Genomic DNA, 13606 nt, shown 5'->3' on the forward strand with positions numbered 1-13606 from the left:
CGGAGAGCAGCGCCCCGCCAAGGGCGCTGCCATTTGCGGCCTCGAAGGCCGCTTAGTGAGCCAGCCCGAGAGCTGGCTATTTCTCTTTCCTCAACCGAAGCCGCCCACCACGGGCGGCACAAAAACGTGGATCACGGGGGGTTGGAAACAAAGGGGGGGTTCCACCGTTCCACCTAGGTCAGGCCACATGCTGCCAACGTCCGTCGATGAACTCGCCTCCCGCTGATTTCTTGGCCCGTCCGAAGGCGATTCGGGCGGCATCAGCGGATTCGAACTTCTCAGGGTCGGCGGCATACAGTCGCCTACCTACCTCCCGCTGGCTGCCGATGGTCGACAGCTCTGGGTGTTCAACCACGAGGTCGAACAACTCATGTCGGCGCTGGTGCGCTTCCTCGCTGCGCTGGCGGGTGTCTTCCTTCACGCTGAGTAGTGACCACGTAGCCGACGACCGACCCCATTCGGCCTGTAGCAGGATGTCCCGGTTTCCGTGGTCATTCGAGCGGATCGCCACAGCACGCGTATTCGGTTCGGTCACATCGTGGATGTGCAGGTTCAACCGCTCCCATGCCTGATATACGGTCGATCCCATTACCCCGGTCGGGGTGTACCGGCCTGACTGCGCTTCGAAGTTCTTGGCCGAGTGTGCGATCAGCAGCACCGTGGTTCCGTTCTCGGCGATCTCAGCGAGTGGAGTGCACAGCGCCCGTGCGGCGTCATCGTCGCCGATCCGTTTGTCTCCCAGGCATCCGGTCAAGTTGTCTACGATCAGCAGACGGGCAGAGCGCGCCTGGCCCTCGTACAGCCGCCAATCCAACGGGTTGAACTTGGCGATGCCGACACGGCCATCGGGTACGCCGTGTTCGCGCATCCGTAGGCCCCATCGACGCGTTTCTCCTGCATCGGTAGAGACGACCATCACCGGACCGGCTCCTACGATCTCGGATCCGCAGAACTCTTTGTCTTCCTTGGCGATTGCCGCTGCCATCGCAGCTACAAATCGGGTCTTGCCAACCGTTGGCTTACCGGACACGGTGTTGGTCGCGGCGTGAAGCATGCCGTCGATCAGAAAGTCGGGTTCGTTCTCCGCAAGGTCTGCCCAGTACTGGAAGTCCTTGAATGGACCGGACCATAGGCTCATGCGGCATCAGCGAGTGCTGCTGCGGTGTACAGCGTGTACTCGGCCTTGCCGTCCATCATGTACTCGTCATCGACTGTTCGGCGGTCGATCACGTCGGCTCCAGCAGTCAGCTCGTGGACCGGCTTCATCATCGGGTCGGTGTCCTTGACACCGATGCTCCGGTAGACGGCAACGGTGTCCGGTGTCGGCTGCGTGACATACAGCCAGAATGGTTCTGCGATGACGCGGCCCGACTTCACGCGCTGTGCGTTGGCGAATGTGGTCAATTGCCTTGTCTCCTAGTTGGTTTGGCCCGCTTTGGCATTCGTTTCTCCTGCTCTCTGCTGTGGTGGTTGTCATCGCTGACGAGTGAAACCATACAACATGTCTAACTGGTGAGACAAGGCAGTTAACCATGCTAGTGTGTCGATATGGAGAAATGGCAGGTCAAGGACGATAAGTACTCGGTAACTGTCGATCTCGGGCCAAACATGGAATGGGTAGCCGAGATGCAGTGGCCCGAAGGTGAGACCCAGGGTGGCCCCGCTGTGTTGGTGATCTATCCGTCTGACCCTGAAACATGCCCACCAGGCGGGCTGTCGCAGACAGTGCTGAGGGACGTAGATTTCAAATACGCGTTGGACCGGCTGCGGGCGAGTTTGACCCACTCCAAGCGCTTCCAACGACTTCGTCAGCAGTCCAGAGACAAGCTGACCGGTCTGCTGGTCGAGCACGCTGCAGAAGGTGCGATCACCTCGGAGTATCTCGCCCTGCTGGCGCGGGTCTATGTCGACGTTGTCAAGCATGGCCAGGACAAGCCGCTGGACCATCTCGCAGAGCTGACCAACAAGTCACCTGCCGCGATCAAGAACCATCTGTGGCAGGCAACCCGCAAAGGGCTATTGGAGCGATCCCCCGGCAGGGCTGGTGGAAAGACCACAGCCAAGACGATCAAAGTTCTAGAGCCACTCGTGGGTGGTGATCTGGAATCGCTCACTCAAACCGCTGAGAAGCTCCGAGCGGCGAGCGAAAGCAAGGCCACGTAGGCTGCTTATCCTGTTACATAACCCGTTGCATGCCTGTTGATTTCGTGCAATGTCAAGTGTCTAGGGTGCGTCGGATGACCAAGCGCATCTTGATAACTGGAATGGTGGAACCGAAGGTCGACGCGAAGGCTCTCGCCTGGTTGGCTGCGTCGGTATCCGAGATGCGGCCCGACGAAATCGTCTGCATCGAAGCGTCAACGGACCTGCTCGATCAACTCAGGGAGAACTTCGACGGGCCTATCGGAGTTCACACGGGAACCTTTGATCGTCGCCACGAGGTAATACAACTGCCCGCGTTCTACGACATCGCTCCGGGGTGGATCAGCACGGGCAGCAACGGCTCCCATGAAGACAGTCGAGTACCCGGCAACACGGCGTTGGGCGCGGCACGTCGGTTTGGCAAGTCTGTCGTGATGGGGCACACGCGTCGGCTCGGTCTGTGCTCTCAAACGGTCACCTCCGGCGGGGTAGCTCAGTCGACCGTGACCGGCGCGGAAGTCGGCAACCTGGTCGACGTACGAACCGCCCGAGGCATGGGGAGAGCTGAAAACTGGCAACGCGGATTCGGCATCCTCACCGTGGATGATCAACACGTAACCCCGGAACTGGTAATGGCCCCGCCCGCCAACCGGCGCTAAGCAGCGCGAACTGAAGGGCCAGCAAACGGAGTTTGGCAGCTTCAAAGGGCTGTCGCACGTCTTGCATAGCATCTGCTGCATGTCGAACATTCCGAGCTACCCCTTGGCTACTAACGAACTGTGGCAAGTCCCGTTTCACGTTGAAGTCTGGGGCACAGTCGCCAACTGGTTCGGCGCGTTCGGAACGGTCATATCTGTTGGGACTGCGGCGTATTTCTACGTTGCCAACCTGCGCCGCGAAGAGAAGGCGCAAGCGCTGCATATCTCGTTTGATACGGAGCACCGGACCGCTGACAAGATTGTTGCGCGGGTGCACAACTTCTCGGATGAGTCGATTTTCGACGTGACACCTGTTCAGGCGCGAAGGCACTCGTTCCGCGACGTTCTCGCACACGAGAGGAGTCGTAGGCGTCGCATCCTCACTGCCGCGGAAGTCGATGAGCTGCGAACCCGTTGGAGCAAAGTCAGCGGCGGGATTTTGCAAGGGCAGAGCTTGGACAGTGGCCACGTGAAGGCTGGTGAATTCAAGGACGTGACCTTTTTTGGTTCTCGATTCCCGGCAGAGGAGTACTCAATCGAGTTCCGCGATTCGATGGCACGTACGTGGAAGATCGAACTAGACCGCAACGTACCTGAGCGCGTCGAAGATAACCATGAGAACTGTCCTTGGTGGCACGTCTTCGTACACCTGACGTGCTTTCGCAAGAACAGACAGGAGCATCGAGAAATCGAGAGATGGCTTGACTCAGCGTCTAAGCCTCGCGGATAGGCGGCGCACCTGGTTACTACTCTGTTTTCTGTAGAAGCCGCAGGCGACCGCATGTCGTCGGCTTGTCGAGAGGTGACGCGATGACCCTTTGTCTTGCACAAGACCCTGAAGCCGACGAGCTGCTGACTGAGTGTCCGTTCGCTCTGTTGGTAGGTATGTGTCTTGACCAGCAGATACCCCTAGAAGTGGCCTTCTCCGGCCCGAAGAAGTTGGCTGACCGCCTCGCGAGTAATCGTGTTGCCACTTCTCAGCAGATCCCCATGGAGGTGGCGTTCGCCGGGCCGAAGAAGCTCGAGGACCGGATGGGTGGTCTCGACGCCCGCGAGATCGCCGACTTCAACCCCGACAAGTTCGCCGAGTTGTTCGCGCAAACCCCTGCGGTGCACCGCTTTCCGGGCTCCATGGCCAAGCGGGTGCAAGCCCTGTCGCAGATGATCGTCGACGAGTACGACGGCAACGCGGCGGCCCTGTGGACCACCGGCGACCCCGACGGCAAAGAGGTGCTGCGCCGCCTCAAGGCGCTGCCCGGATTCGGTGAGCAGAAAGCCAAGATCTTCCTGGCGCTGCTCGGTAAGCAGTACGGCGTCACGCCCGACGGCTGGCGCGCCGCCGCCGGCGACTACGGCAAGCAGGGCACCCACATGTCCGTCGCCGACGTCGTCGACAAGGGCTCACTGGATCAGGTCCGCGCCTACAAGAAGCAGATGAAGGCGGCCGCCAAAGCAGCCAAGGCCTGAACTTACTTTCGAGAGTGGGGGATGACGAGGAAATTCCGGCGGCGGTTTTCCTCGTAAAGCCCCACGCTCGACGCGATCACAACGGCGGACCGTCGAACCGCTCCCGCGTGGTGAACTCCGAGACCGGCCGTCGGGTCAGTTTGGTCACCTGCTTGACCGGCTTGCCCAGCGGCAGCATGCACGCCACGGCGTAGTTATCGGGGATGCCGAGTAGTTCGCGCACGGCGGGCTCCTGTGCGACCACCATGGTGGTCAGCACGCCGCCGAAGCCCTCGTTGCGGGCGGCCAGCAGAATGCCCCAGACGAACGGGTAGATCGAGGCACCGCTGATCACGCCGATGCGGTCCAGGTGCTGATCGAACGCCGCGGCCACGCCGAGGTCCAGGCACACCACGAGTACGACGTCGGCGCCCAACAAGGTGCCGGTGACCATGCCGTCCGGAACCGGCGTCGCCTCGACGACCGCGGGGTCGACACCGCAGGGCCGCAACGGGTTCCAGGGGCCCTCGCCGGCGGCGATCTGCGCGACGTACTGCCTGGCGCCGGGTTTGGACAGTTCACCCAGCTTCTTGCGCGTGTCGACGTCACGCACCGCGATCACCCGCGCGCCCTGCCGGTTGCCGCCGCTCGGGGCGAACCGCGCGTTGTCGAGGATGCGCTCGAGCACTTCGTCGGGGAGGGGCTCGCCGCTGAACTTGCGGACGGCACCGGTCGTGCGCATGACGTCGTAAATCTCCATACCGACCATCATGCGTAACCAACGTCGTTCGGCATGGCTGGAACACACATGAATTGTCGGTCTTCAGACGACACCCACACCGCAATAGTCATCTTCGTCAATTTGTCCTCCGGAAGGCGCCGGGCCGCTGTAGAAGTGATGGGACGCCAACTTCGGTGTGAGTACGGGAGGACTCCTTCATGACGATTGCGCAGACCACGACGGCCGGCTTGTTCGCCGCGACATTGCTGTTCGGCATGACCGTGGCCGGGTGCGGTGGTGATGACAAGGAGTCCGCGTCGTCTTCGGCGACGTCGTCAGCGTCGTCGTCTTCGGCGACGACCGCCACCACGTCGAGCGCCGCCGTTGCCCCCGCTCCGGCGGCCCAAGGAGCTGACTACAGCAAGCTGCTGCTCAAGCCGGCTGACGTCGACCCGAGCTTCACCGCCGGCGAAGCCGTCCAGAATCCCAATGGACAGCCCGGAATCGGGCAGACATTGACCAATGCCGCCAAGGGCGAGGTCCTCTTGTTCGCCATCTTCGTCGACGAAAGCCCCGCGGCGGCGGTGCAGTCGTTGCAAGGTTTCAAGGCTTCCCTCGCCAAAGAGGTCACCGCCGAACCGCAGCCCGTTGACGTCGGCGACGGAGGCTTCATGGCCACCGGTATGTCACCCGATGGTGCAAAGGCGGTGACGGAGGTGTATTTCACGCAGGGCAAAGTGCTGGCCAATCTCGAGTTCGAGAGCGCGCCGAACGACCCGGTGCCGTCGGACAGTGCGCTGGCGATCGCCAAGATGCAGGACACCCAGATCAAGAACAATTTGTCTGCATAGTTTGTGATGTAGGCAATGCCGCATATGGGAAGGTGATGTGTATGGCTAAGACACACTTGAATTGCCCCTGCGGCGAGGCGATTTCCGGCAAGGACGAGGACGATCTGGTCGAGAAGGCGCAGGCCCATCTCGCCGAGCAGCACCCCGGTCGCGAATATGACCGCGAGATGATCCTGTTCATGGCTTACTGAGCCAACACATCAGCGAGCGTGGTTGCCTCGGGGGCGGCCACGCTCGCTGCTGTGTGCCGGGTGGTGCCGAGCTGTGTCGTTACAACAGCTCGCCCCCTTTCTGCCGGCGTCACGCACGTCATACTGACGGGCGTGACGCCGAGAAAGGTGGGGGAGACGCCCGAGCGGGGATGGCTCACGCCACAGCAGCAGCGGGCCTGGGTGGCGTACATGCGGGTGCAGCTGCGGATGAATTACGAGATGAACCGCCAGCTGCAGGCCGATTCCGGGCTGTCCCTGGCCGATTACGACGTCTTGGTGGCGCTCTCCGGCGACAACGACGCCGGACTGCGGGTCAGCGACCTCGCCGCACAGATCGGCTGGGAACGCAGCCGGCTCTCGCATCAACTGCGGCGCATGGAAGAACGTGGCTTGACCGAGCGCCGCCCGAGCGCCCAGGACGGCCGCACCACCAATGTCGTGCTGACCGTGAGCGGTCGGCGGGCGATCGCCGAGGCTGCGCCCGGGCACGTCGACCTGGTCCGGAGCCTGTTCTTCGATCCGTTGCCGGAGAACCTGCTCGGCCCGTTCACCGCCGCGTTGGAGCACATCCACGTCAACCTCGATCACAACAGCTCGCTGCCGCCGACACCAAGCTAGATTTAGGTGATCTATCACCTAAATCGTCTGGAGTTGCGCAATGAGTGAAGTCGTCACCCGCCTGATGGAAGCCAACCTGCTGGCCGTGTTCGACGAGCGCGACCCGCAGTGGCGTGCGGCCGCGATTGCCGAGACCTATGCGGAGGATGTGCAGTGGATCGATGACGATGGTGTCGCCATCGGCCACGACCAACTGAACGCCAAAGCCGCTGAACTGCAGAAAAAGTTGACCGGTCTGCGTTTTGCGAAGGCCGGCCCGGTTCGCCAGACCCGTGGCCTGGGGTTCCTGGCATGGGAGGTTCGCGCCGCGGGCGAGGTCACGGTGGCGTCGGGTTTCGACGTGGCCGAGATGGCCGATGACCGCATCGTGAGGTTGTGGACGGTGCTGAGCAGTGGGGAATAGGTGATACATCACCTAAGTTGATACGGGTGAAAGCGCCATCCACCCAGACAAGGAGCCCGATCATGGGACAGCTCGACGGCAAGACAGCACTGGTCACCGGAGGGACGTCAGGCATCGGCCTGGCGACCGCGAAGCGCCTCGCTGATGAGGGTGCGTACGTCTTCATCACCGGTCGTGATCGCACTCGACTCGACGAGGCGGCCGCCGCCATCGGCGCTCACGGTGTGCAGAGCGACATCAGCAAGCCCGAAGAACTCGACGGCCTGGCCGCCGAAATCGCCGAGCACGGCGCGGGGCTCGACATCGTCTTCGCCAATGCCGGCGGCGGCGACTTCGCCACCCTCGCCGATGTGACACCGCGGCACTACCGGGACAACTTCGACCGCAATGTGGCCGGCACGGTGTTCACCGTGCAGAAGACGCTGCCGCTGCTGAACGAGGGCGCCTCGATCGTGCTCGCCGGGTCCACCGCCGCCTCCGAAGGGATCCCGGCTTTCGGGCTCTACGCCGCGTCCAAGGCTGCCATCCGGTCTCTGGGCCGGACCTGGGCCGCCGAGCTGGCCGACCGCAAAATCCGGGTCAACACCATCGTTCCGGGCCCGATCGAAACTCCAGGGCTCACCGGCCTGGCACCCGCTGATCAGAAACAGGACCTGCTCGACGGTATGGCCGCTCAGGTGCCGATGAAGCGTCTGGGTCGTCCTGACGAAATCGCTGCCGCCGTACTGTTCCTCTCCTCGGACCAGAGCAGCTTCATGACCGGCGCGGAGTTGGCTGTCGACGGCGGCCAGATTCAGCTCTAGCTCTACGCAGAAAGGACGCCCGGAGTGTGGTCACTCCGGGCGTCCTTTCTGCACATCAGGTGAGGGTTTACGGCACCACCGACGAACCGATGGTGGGCATGAACTGGCACTGCTTCTCGGTCGTCGTCACCTGACCGAAGATGGTCGACATGATGCTGCCCGAGCCGGTGTCGACGATTGCGGTCAGCGTCGTCGGCCCCTGCGGGTTGATGTCGGCCTGCGGCTTGAGGGTCGCGCTGCCCGACTTGCCGGTGGTCAGGTTGACCCAGGTGACGTTCAGCGGCAGCTTCTGCTCGGCGGCCGGGCCGGGCGTGCCGACCGCGGTGAACACGTAGGCGGTTTGGCCAGGGCCGGGACCCGGGGTCGGAATTTTCGCCGGGCCGGCGACCGAGATGGCCGTCGCCAGGACGTTTCCGCCGTCGGCGAGGCAGCCGTTGCTGATCGACGGGTACATGAAGTCCTGCGTGATGGGCGTGCCCGGTCCGAAGGCGCCGGCCGGAGCCGGAGCAGCCGCCGGCGCCGCAGCCGGTGCGGCGTCGGGAGCCGGGACGGTCGCCGCGGCCTGGGTGATCGGCGCGGCGGCCGGTGCAGCTTCAGGAGCAGGAGCAGGAGCAGGAGCAGGCGCCGGCGCGGGTGCCGGAGCAGGCGCTGCGGCGGGTGCCGGAGCAGGAGCCGGGGCCGCCTCGGGCGCGGGAGCCGGTGCCGGCGCCGCCTCGGGGGCTGATGCGGGAGCGGCTTCAGCCACCGGACCGACCGCGTGTGCGGGGTCGACGCCGGCGGGCAGGTGAGCTTCGGCGCCCGGTACCGCGCCGGGAGCCGGCACGTGGTTGGCAGCCGGGTCGGCCGCGAACTGGTTCACCGCGTTGGCGAGATTCTTCGAATCCGACGGTGCGGCCTTGCTGCCGGCGAACGCCCGGGCTGCTGCCATGAGCAGCTCCGCGGCGCCCGCCGGATCAGCGGCGGCCTGCTGGATCACCGGGGCAAGAGTCTGCATGGCCGGCAGGCCAGGAGCCTGCAGACCATCGATGGGCAGCGGCAACGGCAGTGGCGACGCCGGATCAGCGTGGGCGGCAGTGGCCGCGCTGATCGTGAGTGCGGCGGCTGCGCCGAGTGCGACGAACAGCTTCCTCGATTGCATGACTCTCCCCGGTTTCGTATCGGTTATCTGGTTACGCTGCGGATCACGGCAAGCCGGAGGTGATGACCGGCGCCAAGCTGGTCAGGCTCATGAGTCCCGGCACGACACCGGGGATGGCCTGTGCTGCCGGCGCGGCCGCGGCAACGGCGGCGGGCGCGGTCGCCAGCGGAGTCGACGCTGCCGGAGCGGCAGCCAGCGGCGCCGCGAGCGGTGCGGTGGCAGCGGCCAGCGGAGCTGCCGCGGCAGGAGCAGCCGCGGCCAGCGGTGCGGTAGCGGCGGCGAGCGGCGCGGCGAGCGGCGAGGTCGCAGCGAGCGGTGCGGTGGCAGCAGCCAGCGGCGAGGTCGCGGCGGTCGCAGCAGGAACGGCGGCGGCAGCGGGCTGGGGCAGCAGGTTCGCCAGCGGCGTACCGGCAGGCAGCAGCGAGGTCAGGTCACCCGGGAAGGCGATCTGCTTCGGCAGCGGCACGGGCGAGCCCGGAATCTGCGGCAGGTTGATATTGGCCGAGGGGATGATGCCCTGGGCCGGGGCAGCGGCAGCGGCTGCGGGTGCGGGTGCAGTGGCCGCGGCCGGCGCGGTGGCGCCTGGGACCAGGTTCTGCGGCAGGGTCACCGAGGCGGTGGCGGCGGGAGCGGCCGGAGCGGCCGGAGCTGCGGCCGGAGCGCCCGCGGTGAGGGCCTGGGTGACGCCCGACAGGGCCTGGACCGGAGCCTGGGCGAGTTCGTTCACCAGCGGCGTGCCGGGCACGACGGGTGCCGGGGCCGCGGGAGCCGGGTCGGCGGCCGCGACAGCGCTCAGGGCGATCGCCACCGGGACTGCGCCGGCGGCGGCAATCATGCTGGTGGCCAACAATTTTCCTTTGGTGCGTTTGCGCATTTTGGGGGTCCTCCCGGTCCAGTGGTGGCGCGTCAGAACCGACGGTATGCCGTTACTGGTGTTACTCAAGTGACACGTGTGGCATTTATAGATCCGTTACTGATCGGAAGGCGAAGGGTGACCGACCGTTACAGTCGTGCGATAAACACCGCCACGCGATCAGTTCTGCGCTGGGCGCCACTGATGCTGGCGCTCAGCGTCGCCGCGCGCTTCGGATGGACCTACCTGGTGCCCAACGGGGCCAACTTCGTCGACCTCCACGTCTACGTCGGCGGCGCGACGACACTCGGCAGCGGCCACCCGTTGTACGACTACGTCTACGCAGACCAGACGCCCGACTTCCCGCTGCCGTTCACCTATCCGCCGTTCGCGGCGGTGCTGTTCTATCCGCTGCACTTCGTGCCGTTCGGTTTGCTGGCATTCTTCTGGCAGGTCGGCATCATCGCTGCGCTCTACGGCGTGGTGTGGATCAGCTTGCGGCTCATCGGATTAGGGGATCCCGCGCACCGGCTGGCCATGGCGTGGACGGCCATCGGTATCTGGACCGAGCCGCTGCGGAGCACGTTCGACTACGGGCAGATCAACGTCGTCCTCGTGCTGGGCGTGCTCTATGCGGTCTACAGCACCCGCTGGTGGTGGTCCGGCTTCCTGGTCGGCGTGGCGGCCGGGGTCAAGCTGACGCCGGCGGTGACGGGCCTCTATTTCCTCGGCGTCCGCCGCTGGGGCGTGGTGATCTTCGCCGCCGTCACGTTCGTCGGCACCGTGCTTGTGTCGTGGCTGGTGTTGCGGGATCAGGCGCTCTACTACTTCACCGATCTACTGGGCGACGCCAATCGCATCGGCCCGGTCGCGACGTCGTTCAACCAGTCCTGGCGCGGCGCGATCTCGCGCATCGTCGGGCATGACGCCGGTTTCGAGCCCGCCGTGGTGATCGCGGTGGTGCTGACCGCCGTGCTGGCCGTGTTCGCCTGGCGCGCGGTCTACGGTCCGGACCGGCCCGATCGGCTGGGTGCGCTGCTCGTCGTGCAATTGTTCGGGCTGCTGTTCTCGCCGATCTCGTGGACCCACCACTGGGTATGGCTGATCCCGCTCATGATGTGGCTATGGCACGGGCCGTTCGCGGAACTGTCCAGCGCGCGGGCGCTGCGCTGGACCTGGCTGGTGCTGATGATCGTCGGGGTGCCGTGGCTGCTGAGTTTCGCCCAGCCGACGATCTGGGTGATCAGCCGTCCGTGGTACCTGGCATGGGCGGGGCTGATCTACCCGGTGATGACGGTGGTGACGCTGGGCTGGATGGCGAGACGAGCCCGCTGACCGAGCCTGCTAGACGAGCCCGTTGATGTCCTCGGCCATCGCGACATCCTTGTCGGTGATGCCGCCTTCGGAATGCGTAACCAGGGCGAAAGTGACTGTCCGCCAACGGATGTCGATGTCTGGGTGATGGTCTTTGGCTTCGGCGTGGACCGCCACCCGGCGGACGGCGTCGATACCGTCGAGAAACGCCGGGAACTTCACGGACCTGCGTAGCGCGCCGTCGGCTCGTTCCCACCCCTCGGGCAGTGCGGCGTCTACTTGTTCATCGGTGAGGACGGCCATGGTTTCGAACGTACTCCGGCTCAGACCCCTACGCCGAGCGTGCGTGTTGTCGGTGGTGGCAGCGGCGCGTCATCTCGCTAGCCGTCACGTTCGGCGTGCGACGGAGTTGGATCGGCCCGGACAATCTGCCGATCTTCCTGTGGATAACCGTGGTTCGCGTTCGTGTTTCTGTCGGTGCCGGCTTCGAAAGTGACGGCATGGATGAACCTTTCCGCGGTTCGGAGGCGTTACGCGCCGGCGCGCTCACCGAACATCGACTCCGCAATTACCACCATGCGGTGTTCCGCGATGTCTACGTAGCCAACGACACGGTGATGACCGCCGAGCTCAAGGCTCGGGCAGCGTGGTTGGCGGCCGGGTCCAGCGCGGTTCTGGCCGGTGTATCCGCAGCGGCGGTGCATCGCGCCGAATGGCTTGACCCAGACCTCCCGGCAGTCGTCGTGCGCAACGATCGGCGCAGTCCGTCAGGTTTGGTCGTCCATTCGTACGACCTTGCGCCGGAAGAAGTTTGCACAGTCCGCGGCATGAGCGTAACGACACCGGCGCGTACCGCCTTCGACCTCGGTCGTCTGCTGTCGGCGTCCGTAGCGGTTCCGATTCTCGATGCGTTGATCCGATCGACCGGGTTGGAGATATCGGATGTCTGGGCCATTGCGGCTGCTCGCCCTGGCTTGCGTGGCGTCCGACGGCTGGGAGCCACGGTCGGTATTGCCGACGGTGGCGCCGAGACTGCGCTTCAGTCGCGTGTCCGGACGCTGCTGACGAACGCGTACCTGCCGCGTCTGGAAACCCAAATCGTGTTGGGCGACGAATTCGGGCCGGTATTCACTCGCGCTCATATGGGATGGCGGGAATGGCAGGTCGTCGTCCAATGTGACGAGGACCTCGACTGGACCTTGGGACGAAGGTCATGGCAATTCGAGTACACGGAAGGCCTGGAACGAATCGGATGGCGCAATGTGTGGGTGACTGCCGCCATGATGCGTGAGCCGCAGCGAGTGGTGTGGCGTGTCAACGACGCGATTCGGGCCGCGAGGTGGCGACTACCGATGAAGCGCGGTGTCGAACGTGGCGCTTAGCGGCGACGACACACGGCCGATCGCCGCGGTAGTCGCCACGCTCGACGTAGCAGGCCGAGCGGCAAGTACCGTCAAGGCCGTGATCGTCGTCGCGGGCGCCCTGATCGCCGACGCCAAACTCCTGGTCGCTCAGCGCAACCGGCCGCCGGAGCTCGCCGGCCTTTGGGAGCTGCCCGGCGGAAAAGTTGTGCCGGGGGAGACCGACGAGCAGGCGCTGGCCCGCGAACTCCACGAAGAACTCGGGGTCATGGTGGCCGTCGGGAAGAGGATGGGCGAGGACGTGCGGTTGTCCGCCACCGTCACGTTGCGGGCGTACCGGGTATCGACCGACGACGCGCCCCACGCTCATGACCACCATGCCGTGCGTTGGGTGGGTGCGGCCGAACTCGACGACCTGCCGTGGGTGCCTGCGGACCGCGCGTGGCTGGCCGAGCTGAAGGCGGCGTTGGCTCAGAGTCTGACTCAGTAGTGCAGCTTGTCGCCGACGACGCGGGCCGACGCCATCGCGGTGCCGTGCTGGGCTGTGTACAGCGGATGCAGCAGCGCGGGGTACTTGCAATGCGGGCAGGCGGTCTTCGGCTTGTTCACCGTGGAGAACGCCAAATGGTGACACGCAGCACACCTCACCACGAAGAACCCGCCGGCCCAATTGGCCAATCCGGCGAATATCGCGGCCGTTGCGCCGAGCGCCAACACGAACCCGACAATGCCGGTCAACACTTCGTAGACGGTCATTACGACGACCTCCTCGCGCTGGTTCCGTGGAGCTGACGAGACGCTTCCACCCTACTCGCGAAACCAGAAAAGAGGCAGGTCAATAGCTGTATATCAAGCCTTGCGGGCGCGCTTGTAGACCTTCTCCAGATCCTTGCCGTGCACCCCGTGGTGCGCTGCCTTCTCGACCTTGTGCAGCACCAGCGGACACCGCTTGCACCGGGGCTTGCTGCGGCAGCACTTCTTCTTCGGTTTCGCCCCGGCGAGCTTGCTGGCCTTCATCGATGTGCAGTTTCCTCAGGGCGTCCGCA

20 protein-coding genes are annotated in these 13606 nt (G+C 64.7%); 12 read left to right on the plus strand and 8 right to left on the minus strand.

The window, feature by feature from the left end; translation table 11 throughout:
* Positions 1 to 178: 178 nt before the first annotated feature.
* Entirely contained in the window at positions 179 to 1138 is a 960-nt protein-coding gene (locus ACX12F_RS05465; protein ID WP_459368626.1) for an AAA family ATPase, read from the minus strand.
* Positions 1135 to 1404, minus strand: a complete 270-nt coding sequence (locus ACX12F_RS05470) for a hypothetical protein (protein WP_459368627.1) — start codon at positions 1402 to 1404, stop codon at positions 1135 to 1137. Before ACX12F_RS05470 ends, ACX12F_RS05465 begins: the two co-directional genes overlap by 4 nt.
* A gap of 144 nt (positions 1405 to 1548) precedes the next feature.
* Between ACX12F_RS05470 and ACX12F_RS05475 the strand changes: the two genes are divergently transcribed.
* The 4 genes from ACX12F_RS05475 (at position 1549) to ACX12F_RS05490 (ending at position 4307) form a co-directional block, all read left to right on the plus strand.
* Entirely contained in the window at positions 1549 to 2163 is a 615-nt protein-coding gene (locus tag ACX12F_RS05475; protein ID WP_459368628.1) for a hypothetical protein, read from the plus strand.
* Between the two features lie 74 nt (positions 2164 to 2237).
* Positions 2238 to 2801, plus strand: coding sequence for a hypothetical protein (locus tag ACX12F_RS05480; protein WP_459368629.1), 564 nt, complete (start codon positions 2238 to 2240; stop codon positions 2799 to 2801).
* Positions 2802 to 2880: 79 nt separating this feature from the next.
* Complete coding sequence (locus ACX12F_RS05485; RefSeq protein WP_459368630.1) at positions 2881 to 3570, plus strand: hypothetical protein; 690 nt, start codon at positions 2881 to 2883, stop codon at positions 3568 to 3570.
* 80 nt (positions 3571 to 3650) lie between these two features.
* Positions 3651 to 4307 carry an HhH-GPD-type base excision DNA repair protein gene (locus ACX12F_RS05490; RefSeq protein ID WP_459368631.1) on the plus strand — a complete coding sequence of 219 codons (657 nt, stop codon included), beginning with the start codon at positions 3651 to 3653 and terminating at the stop codon, positions 4305 to 4307.
* A gap of 76 nt (positions 4308 to 4383) precedes the next feature.
* Here ACX12F_RS05490 and ACX12F_RS05495 read toward each other — a convergent pair whose 3' ends face one another.
* Positions 4384 to 5046, minus strand: a complete 663-nt coding sequence (locus ACX12F_RS05495; RefSeq protein ID WP_459368632.1) for a nitroreductase family protein — start codon at positions 5044 to 5046, stop codon at positions 4384 to 4386.
* A 179-nt stretch (positions 5047 to 5225) separates the two neighbouring features.
* Here ACX12F_RS05495 and ACX12F_RS05500 point away from each other — a divergent pair, with 179 nt between their 5' ends.
* The 5 genes from ACX12F_RS05500 (at position 5226) to ACX12F_RS05520 (ending at position 7894) form a co-directional block, all read left to right on the plus strand.
* Complete coding sequence (locus ACX12F_RS05500; protein WP_459368633.1) at positions 5226 to 5858, plus strand: hypothetical protein; 633 nt, start codon at positions 5226 to 5228, stop codon at positions 5856 to 5858.
* Positions 5859 to 5899: 41 nt separating this feature from the next.
* Complete coding sequence (locus ACX12F_RS05505) at positions 5900 to 6049, plus strand: DUF1059 domain-containing protein (protein WP_459368634.1); 150 nt, start codon at positions 5900 to 5902, stop codon at positions 6047 to 6049.
* 210 nt (positions 6050 to 6259) lie between these two features.
* Positions 6260 to 6688: a MarR family winged helix-turn-helix transcriptional regulator gene (locus tag ACX12F_RS05510; RefSeq protein ID WP_459370243.1), complete on the plus strand. Its 429-nt coding sequence runs from the start codon at positions 6260 to 6262 to the stop codon at positions 6686 to 6688.
* A gap of 40 nt (positions 6689 to 6728) precedes the next feature.
* The gene (locus ACX12F_RS05515) at positions 6729 to 7091 is read left to right on the plus strand and encodes a nuclear transport factor 2 family protein (RefSeq protein ID WP_459368635.1); all 363 of its coding nucleotides are present in this window, start codon (positions 6729 to 6731) and stop codon (positions 7089 to 7091) included.
* Positions 7092 to 7153: 62 nt separating this feature from the next.
* On the plus strand, positions 7154 to 7894 hold the full coding sequence (locus ACX12F_RS05520; protein ID WP_459368636.1) for an SDR family NAD(P)-dependent oxidoreductase: 741 nt from the start codon (positions 7154 to 7156) through the stop codon (positions 7892 to 7894).
* A 67-nt stretch (positions 7895 to 7961) separates the two neighbouring features.
* Here the strand turns inward: ACX12F_RS05520 and ACX12F_RS05525 are convergent, their stop codons facing one another.
* Positions 7962 to 9032, minus strand: a complete 1071-nt coding sequence (locus ACX12F_RS05525) for an Rv1157c family protein (RefSeq protein ID WP_459368637.1) — start codon at positions 9030 to 9032, stop codon at positions 7962 to 7964.
* Between the two features lie 43 nt (positions 9033 to 9075).
* Positions 9076 to 9906, minus strand: coding sequence for a hypothetical protein (locus ACX12F_RS05530; protein WP_459368638.1), 831 nt, complete (start codon positions 9904 to 9906; stop codon positions 9076 to 9078).
* Positions 9907 to 10089: 183 nt separating this feature from the next.
* Between ACX12F_RS05530 and ACX12F_RS05535 the strand changes: the two genes are divergently transcribed.
* Complete coding sequence (locus tag ACX12F_RS05535) at positions 10090 to 11220, plus strand: mannosyltransferase (RefSeq protein ID WP_459368639.1); 1131 nt, start codon at positions 10090 to 10092, stop codon at positions 11218 to 11220.
* Between the two features lie 9 nt (positions 11221 to 11229).
* On the opposite strand, the gene ACX12F_RS05540 is transcribed toward ACX12F_RS05535, so the two are convergent.
* Entirely contained in the window at positions 11230 to 11502 is a 273-nt protein-coding gene (locus tag ACX12F_RS05540) for a 4a-hydroxytetrahydrobiopterin dehydratase (protein ID WP_073698502.1), read from the minus strand.
* 197 nt (positions 11503 to 11699) lie between these two features.
* Here ACX12F_RS05540 and ACX12F_RS05545 point away from each other — a divergent pair, with 197 nt between their 5' ends.
* Entirely contained in the window at positions 11700 to 12581 is an 882-nt protein-coding gene (locus tag ACX12F_RS05545; RefSeq protein ID WP_459368640.1) for a hypothetical protein, read from the plus strand.
* 79 nt (positions 12582 to 12660) lie between these two features.
* Positions 12661 to 13050, plus strand: a complete 390-nt coding sequence (locus ACX12F_RS05550) for a (deoxy)nucleoside triphosphate pyrophosphohydrolase (RefSeq protein ID WP_459368641.1) — start codon at positions 12661 to 12663, stop codon at positions 13048 to 13050.
* Here the strand turns inward: ACX12F_RS05550 and ACX12F_RS05555 are convergent.
* Positions 13044 to 13316 carry a hypothetical protein gene (locus ACX12F_RS05555; RefSeq protein WP_459368642.1) on the minus strand — a complete coding sequence of 91 codons (273 nt, stop codon included), beginning with the start codon at positions 13314 to 13316 and terminating at the stop codon, positions 13044 to 13046. The two genes, ACX12F_RS05550 and ACX12F_RS05555, sit on opposite strands and share 7 nt — an antisense overlap.
* A 93-nt stretch (positions 13317 to 13409) precedes the next feature.
* Positions 13410 to 13577, minus strand: a complete 168-nt coding sequence (locus tag ACX12F_RS05560) for a hypothetical protein (RefSeq protein WP_459368643.1) — start codon at positions 13575 to 13577, stop codon at positions 13410 to 13412.
* Positions 13578 to 13606: the final 29 nt, after the last annotated feature.

The organism is Mycolicibacterium sp. HS_4_1, from assembly GCF_054515875.1.

What these genes read in the sequence shown, in the direction of transcription:
- ACX12F_RS05495 (WP_459368632.1), bottom strand. Translation starts at nt 5,046, where the DNA reads ATGGAGATTTACGACGTCATGCGCACGACCGGTGCCGTCCGCAAGTTC.
- ACX12F_RS05535 (WP_459368639.1), top strand. Translation starts at nt 10,090, where the DNA reads ATGCTGGCGCTCAGCGTCGCCGCGCGCTTCGGATGGACCTACCTGGTG.
- ACX12F_RS05540 (WP_073698502.1), bottom strand. Translation starts at nt 11,502, where the DNA reads ATGGCCGTCCTCACCGATGAACAAGTAGACGCCGCACTGCCCGAGGGG.
- ACX12F_RS05465 (WP_459368626.1), bottom strand. Translation starts at nt 1,138, where the DNA reads ATGAGCCTATGGTCCGGTCCATTCAAGGACTTCCAGTACTGGGCAGAC.
- ACX12F_RS05485 (WP_459368630.1), top strand. Translation starts at nt 2,881, where the DNA reads ATGTCGAACATTCCGAGCTACCCCTTGGCTACTAACGAACTGTGGCAA.
- ACX12F_RS05480 (WP_459368629.1), top strand. Translation starts at nt 2,238, where the DNA reads ATGACCAAGCGCATCTTGATAACTGGAATGGTGGAACCGAAGGTCGAC.
- ACX12F_RS05525 (WP_459368637.1), bottom strand. Translation starts at nt 9,032, where the DNA reads ATGCAATCGAGGAAGCTGTTCGTCGCACTCGGCGCAGCCGCCGCACTC.
- ACX12F_RS05490 (WP_459368631.1), top strand. Translation starts at nt 3,651, where the DNA reads ATGACCCTTTGTCTTGCACAAGACCCTGAAGCCGACGAGCTGCTGACT.
- ACX12F_RS05555 (WP_459368642.1), bottom strand. Translation starts at nt 13,316, where the DNA reads ATGACCGTCTACGAAGTGTTGACCGGCATTGTCGGGTTCGTGTTGGCG.
- ACX12F_RS05475 (WP_459368628.1), top strand. Translation starts at nt 1,549, where the DNA reads ATGGAGAAATGGCAGGTCAAGGACGATAAGTACTCGGTAACTGTCGAT.
- ACX12F_RS05545 (WP_459368640.1), top strand. Translation starts at nt 11,700, where the DNA reads ATGGATGAACCTTTCCGCGGTTCGGAGGCGTTACGCGCCGGCGCGCTC.
- ACX12F_RS05520 (WP_459368636.1), top strand. Translation starts at nt 7,154, where the DNA reads ATGGGACAGCTCGACGGCAAGACAGCACTGGTCACCGGAGGGACGTCA.
- ACX12F_RS05505 (WP_459368634.1), top strand. Translation starts at nt 5,900, where the DNA reads ATGGCTAAGACACACTTGAATTGCCCCTGCGGCGAGGCGATTTCCGGC.
- ACX12F_RS05530 (WP_459368638.1), bottom strand. Translation starts at nt 9,906, where the DNA reads ATGCGCAAACGCACCAAAGGAAAATTGTTGGCCACCAGCATGATTGCC.
- ACX12F_RS05515 (WP_459368635.1), top strand. Translation starts at nt 6,729, where the DNA reads ATGAGTGAAGTCGTCACCCGCCTGATGGAAGCCAACCTGCTGGCCGTG.
- ACX12F_RS05510 (WP_459370243.1), top strand. Translation starts at nt 6,260, where the DNA reads ATGCGGGTGCAGCTGCGGATGAATTACGAGATGAACCGCCAGCTGCAG.
- ACX12F_RS05500 (WP_459368633.1), top strand. Translation starts at nt 5,226, where the DNA reads ATGACGATTGCGCAGACCACGACGGCCGGCTTGTTCGCCGCGACATTG.
- ACX12F_RS05560 (WP_459368643.1), bottom strand. Translation starts at nt 13,577, where the DNA reads ATGAAGGCCAGCAAGCTCGCCGGGGCGAAACCGAAGAAGAAGTGCTGC.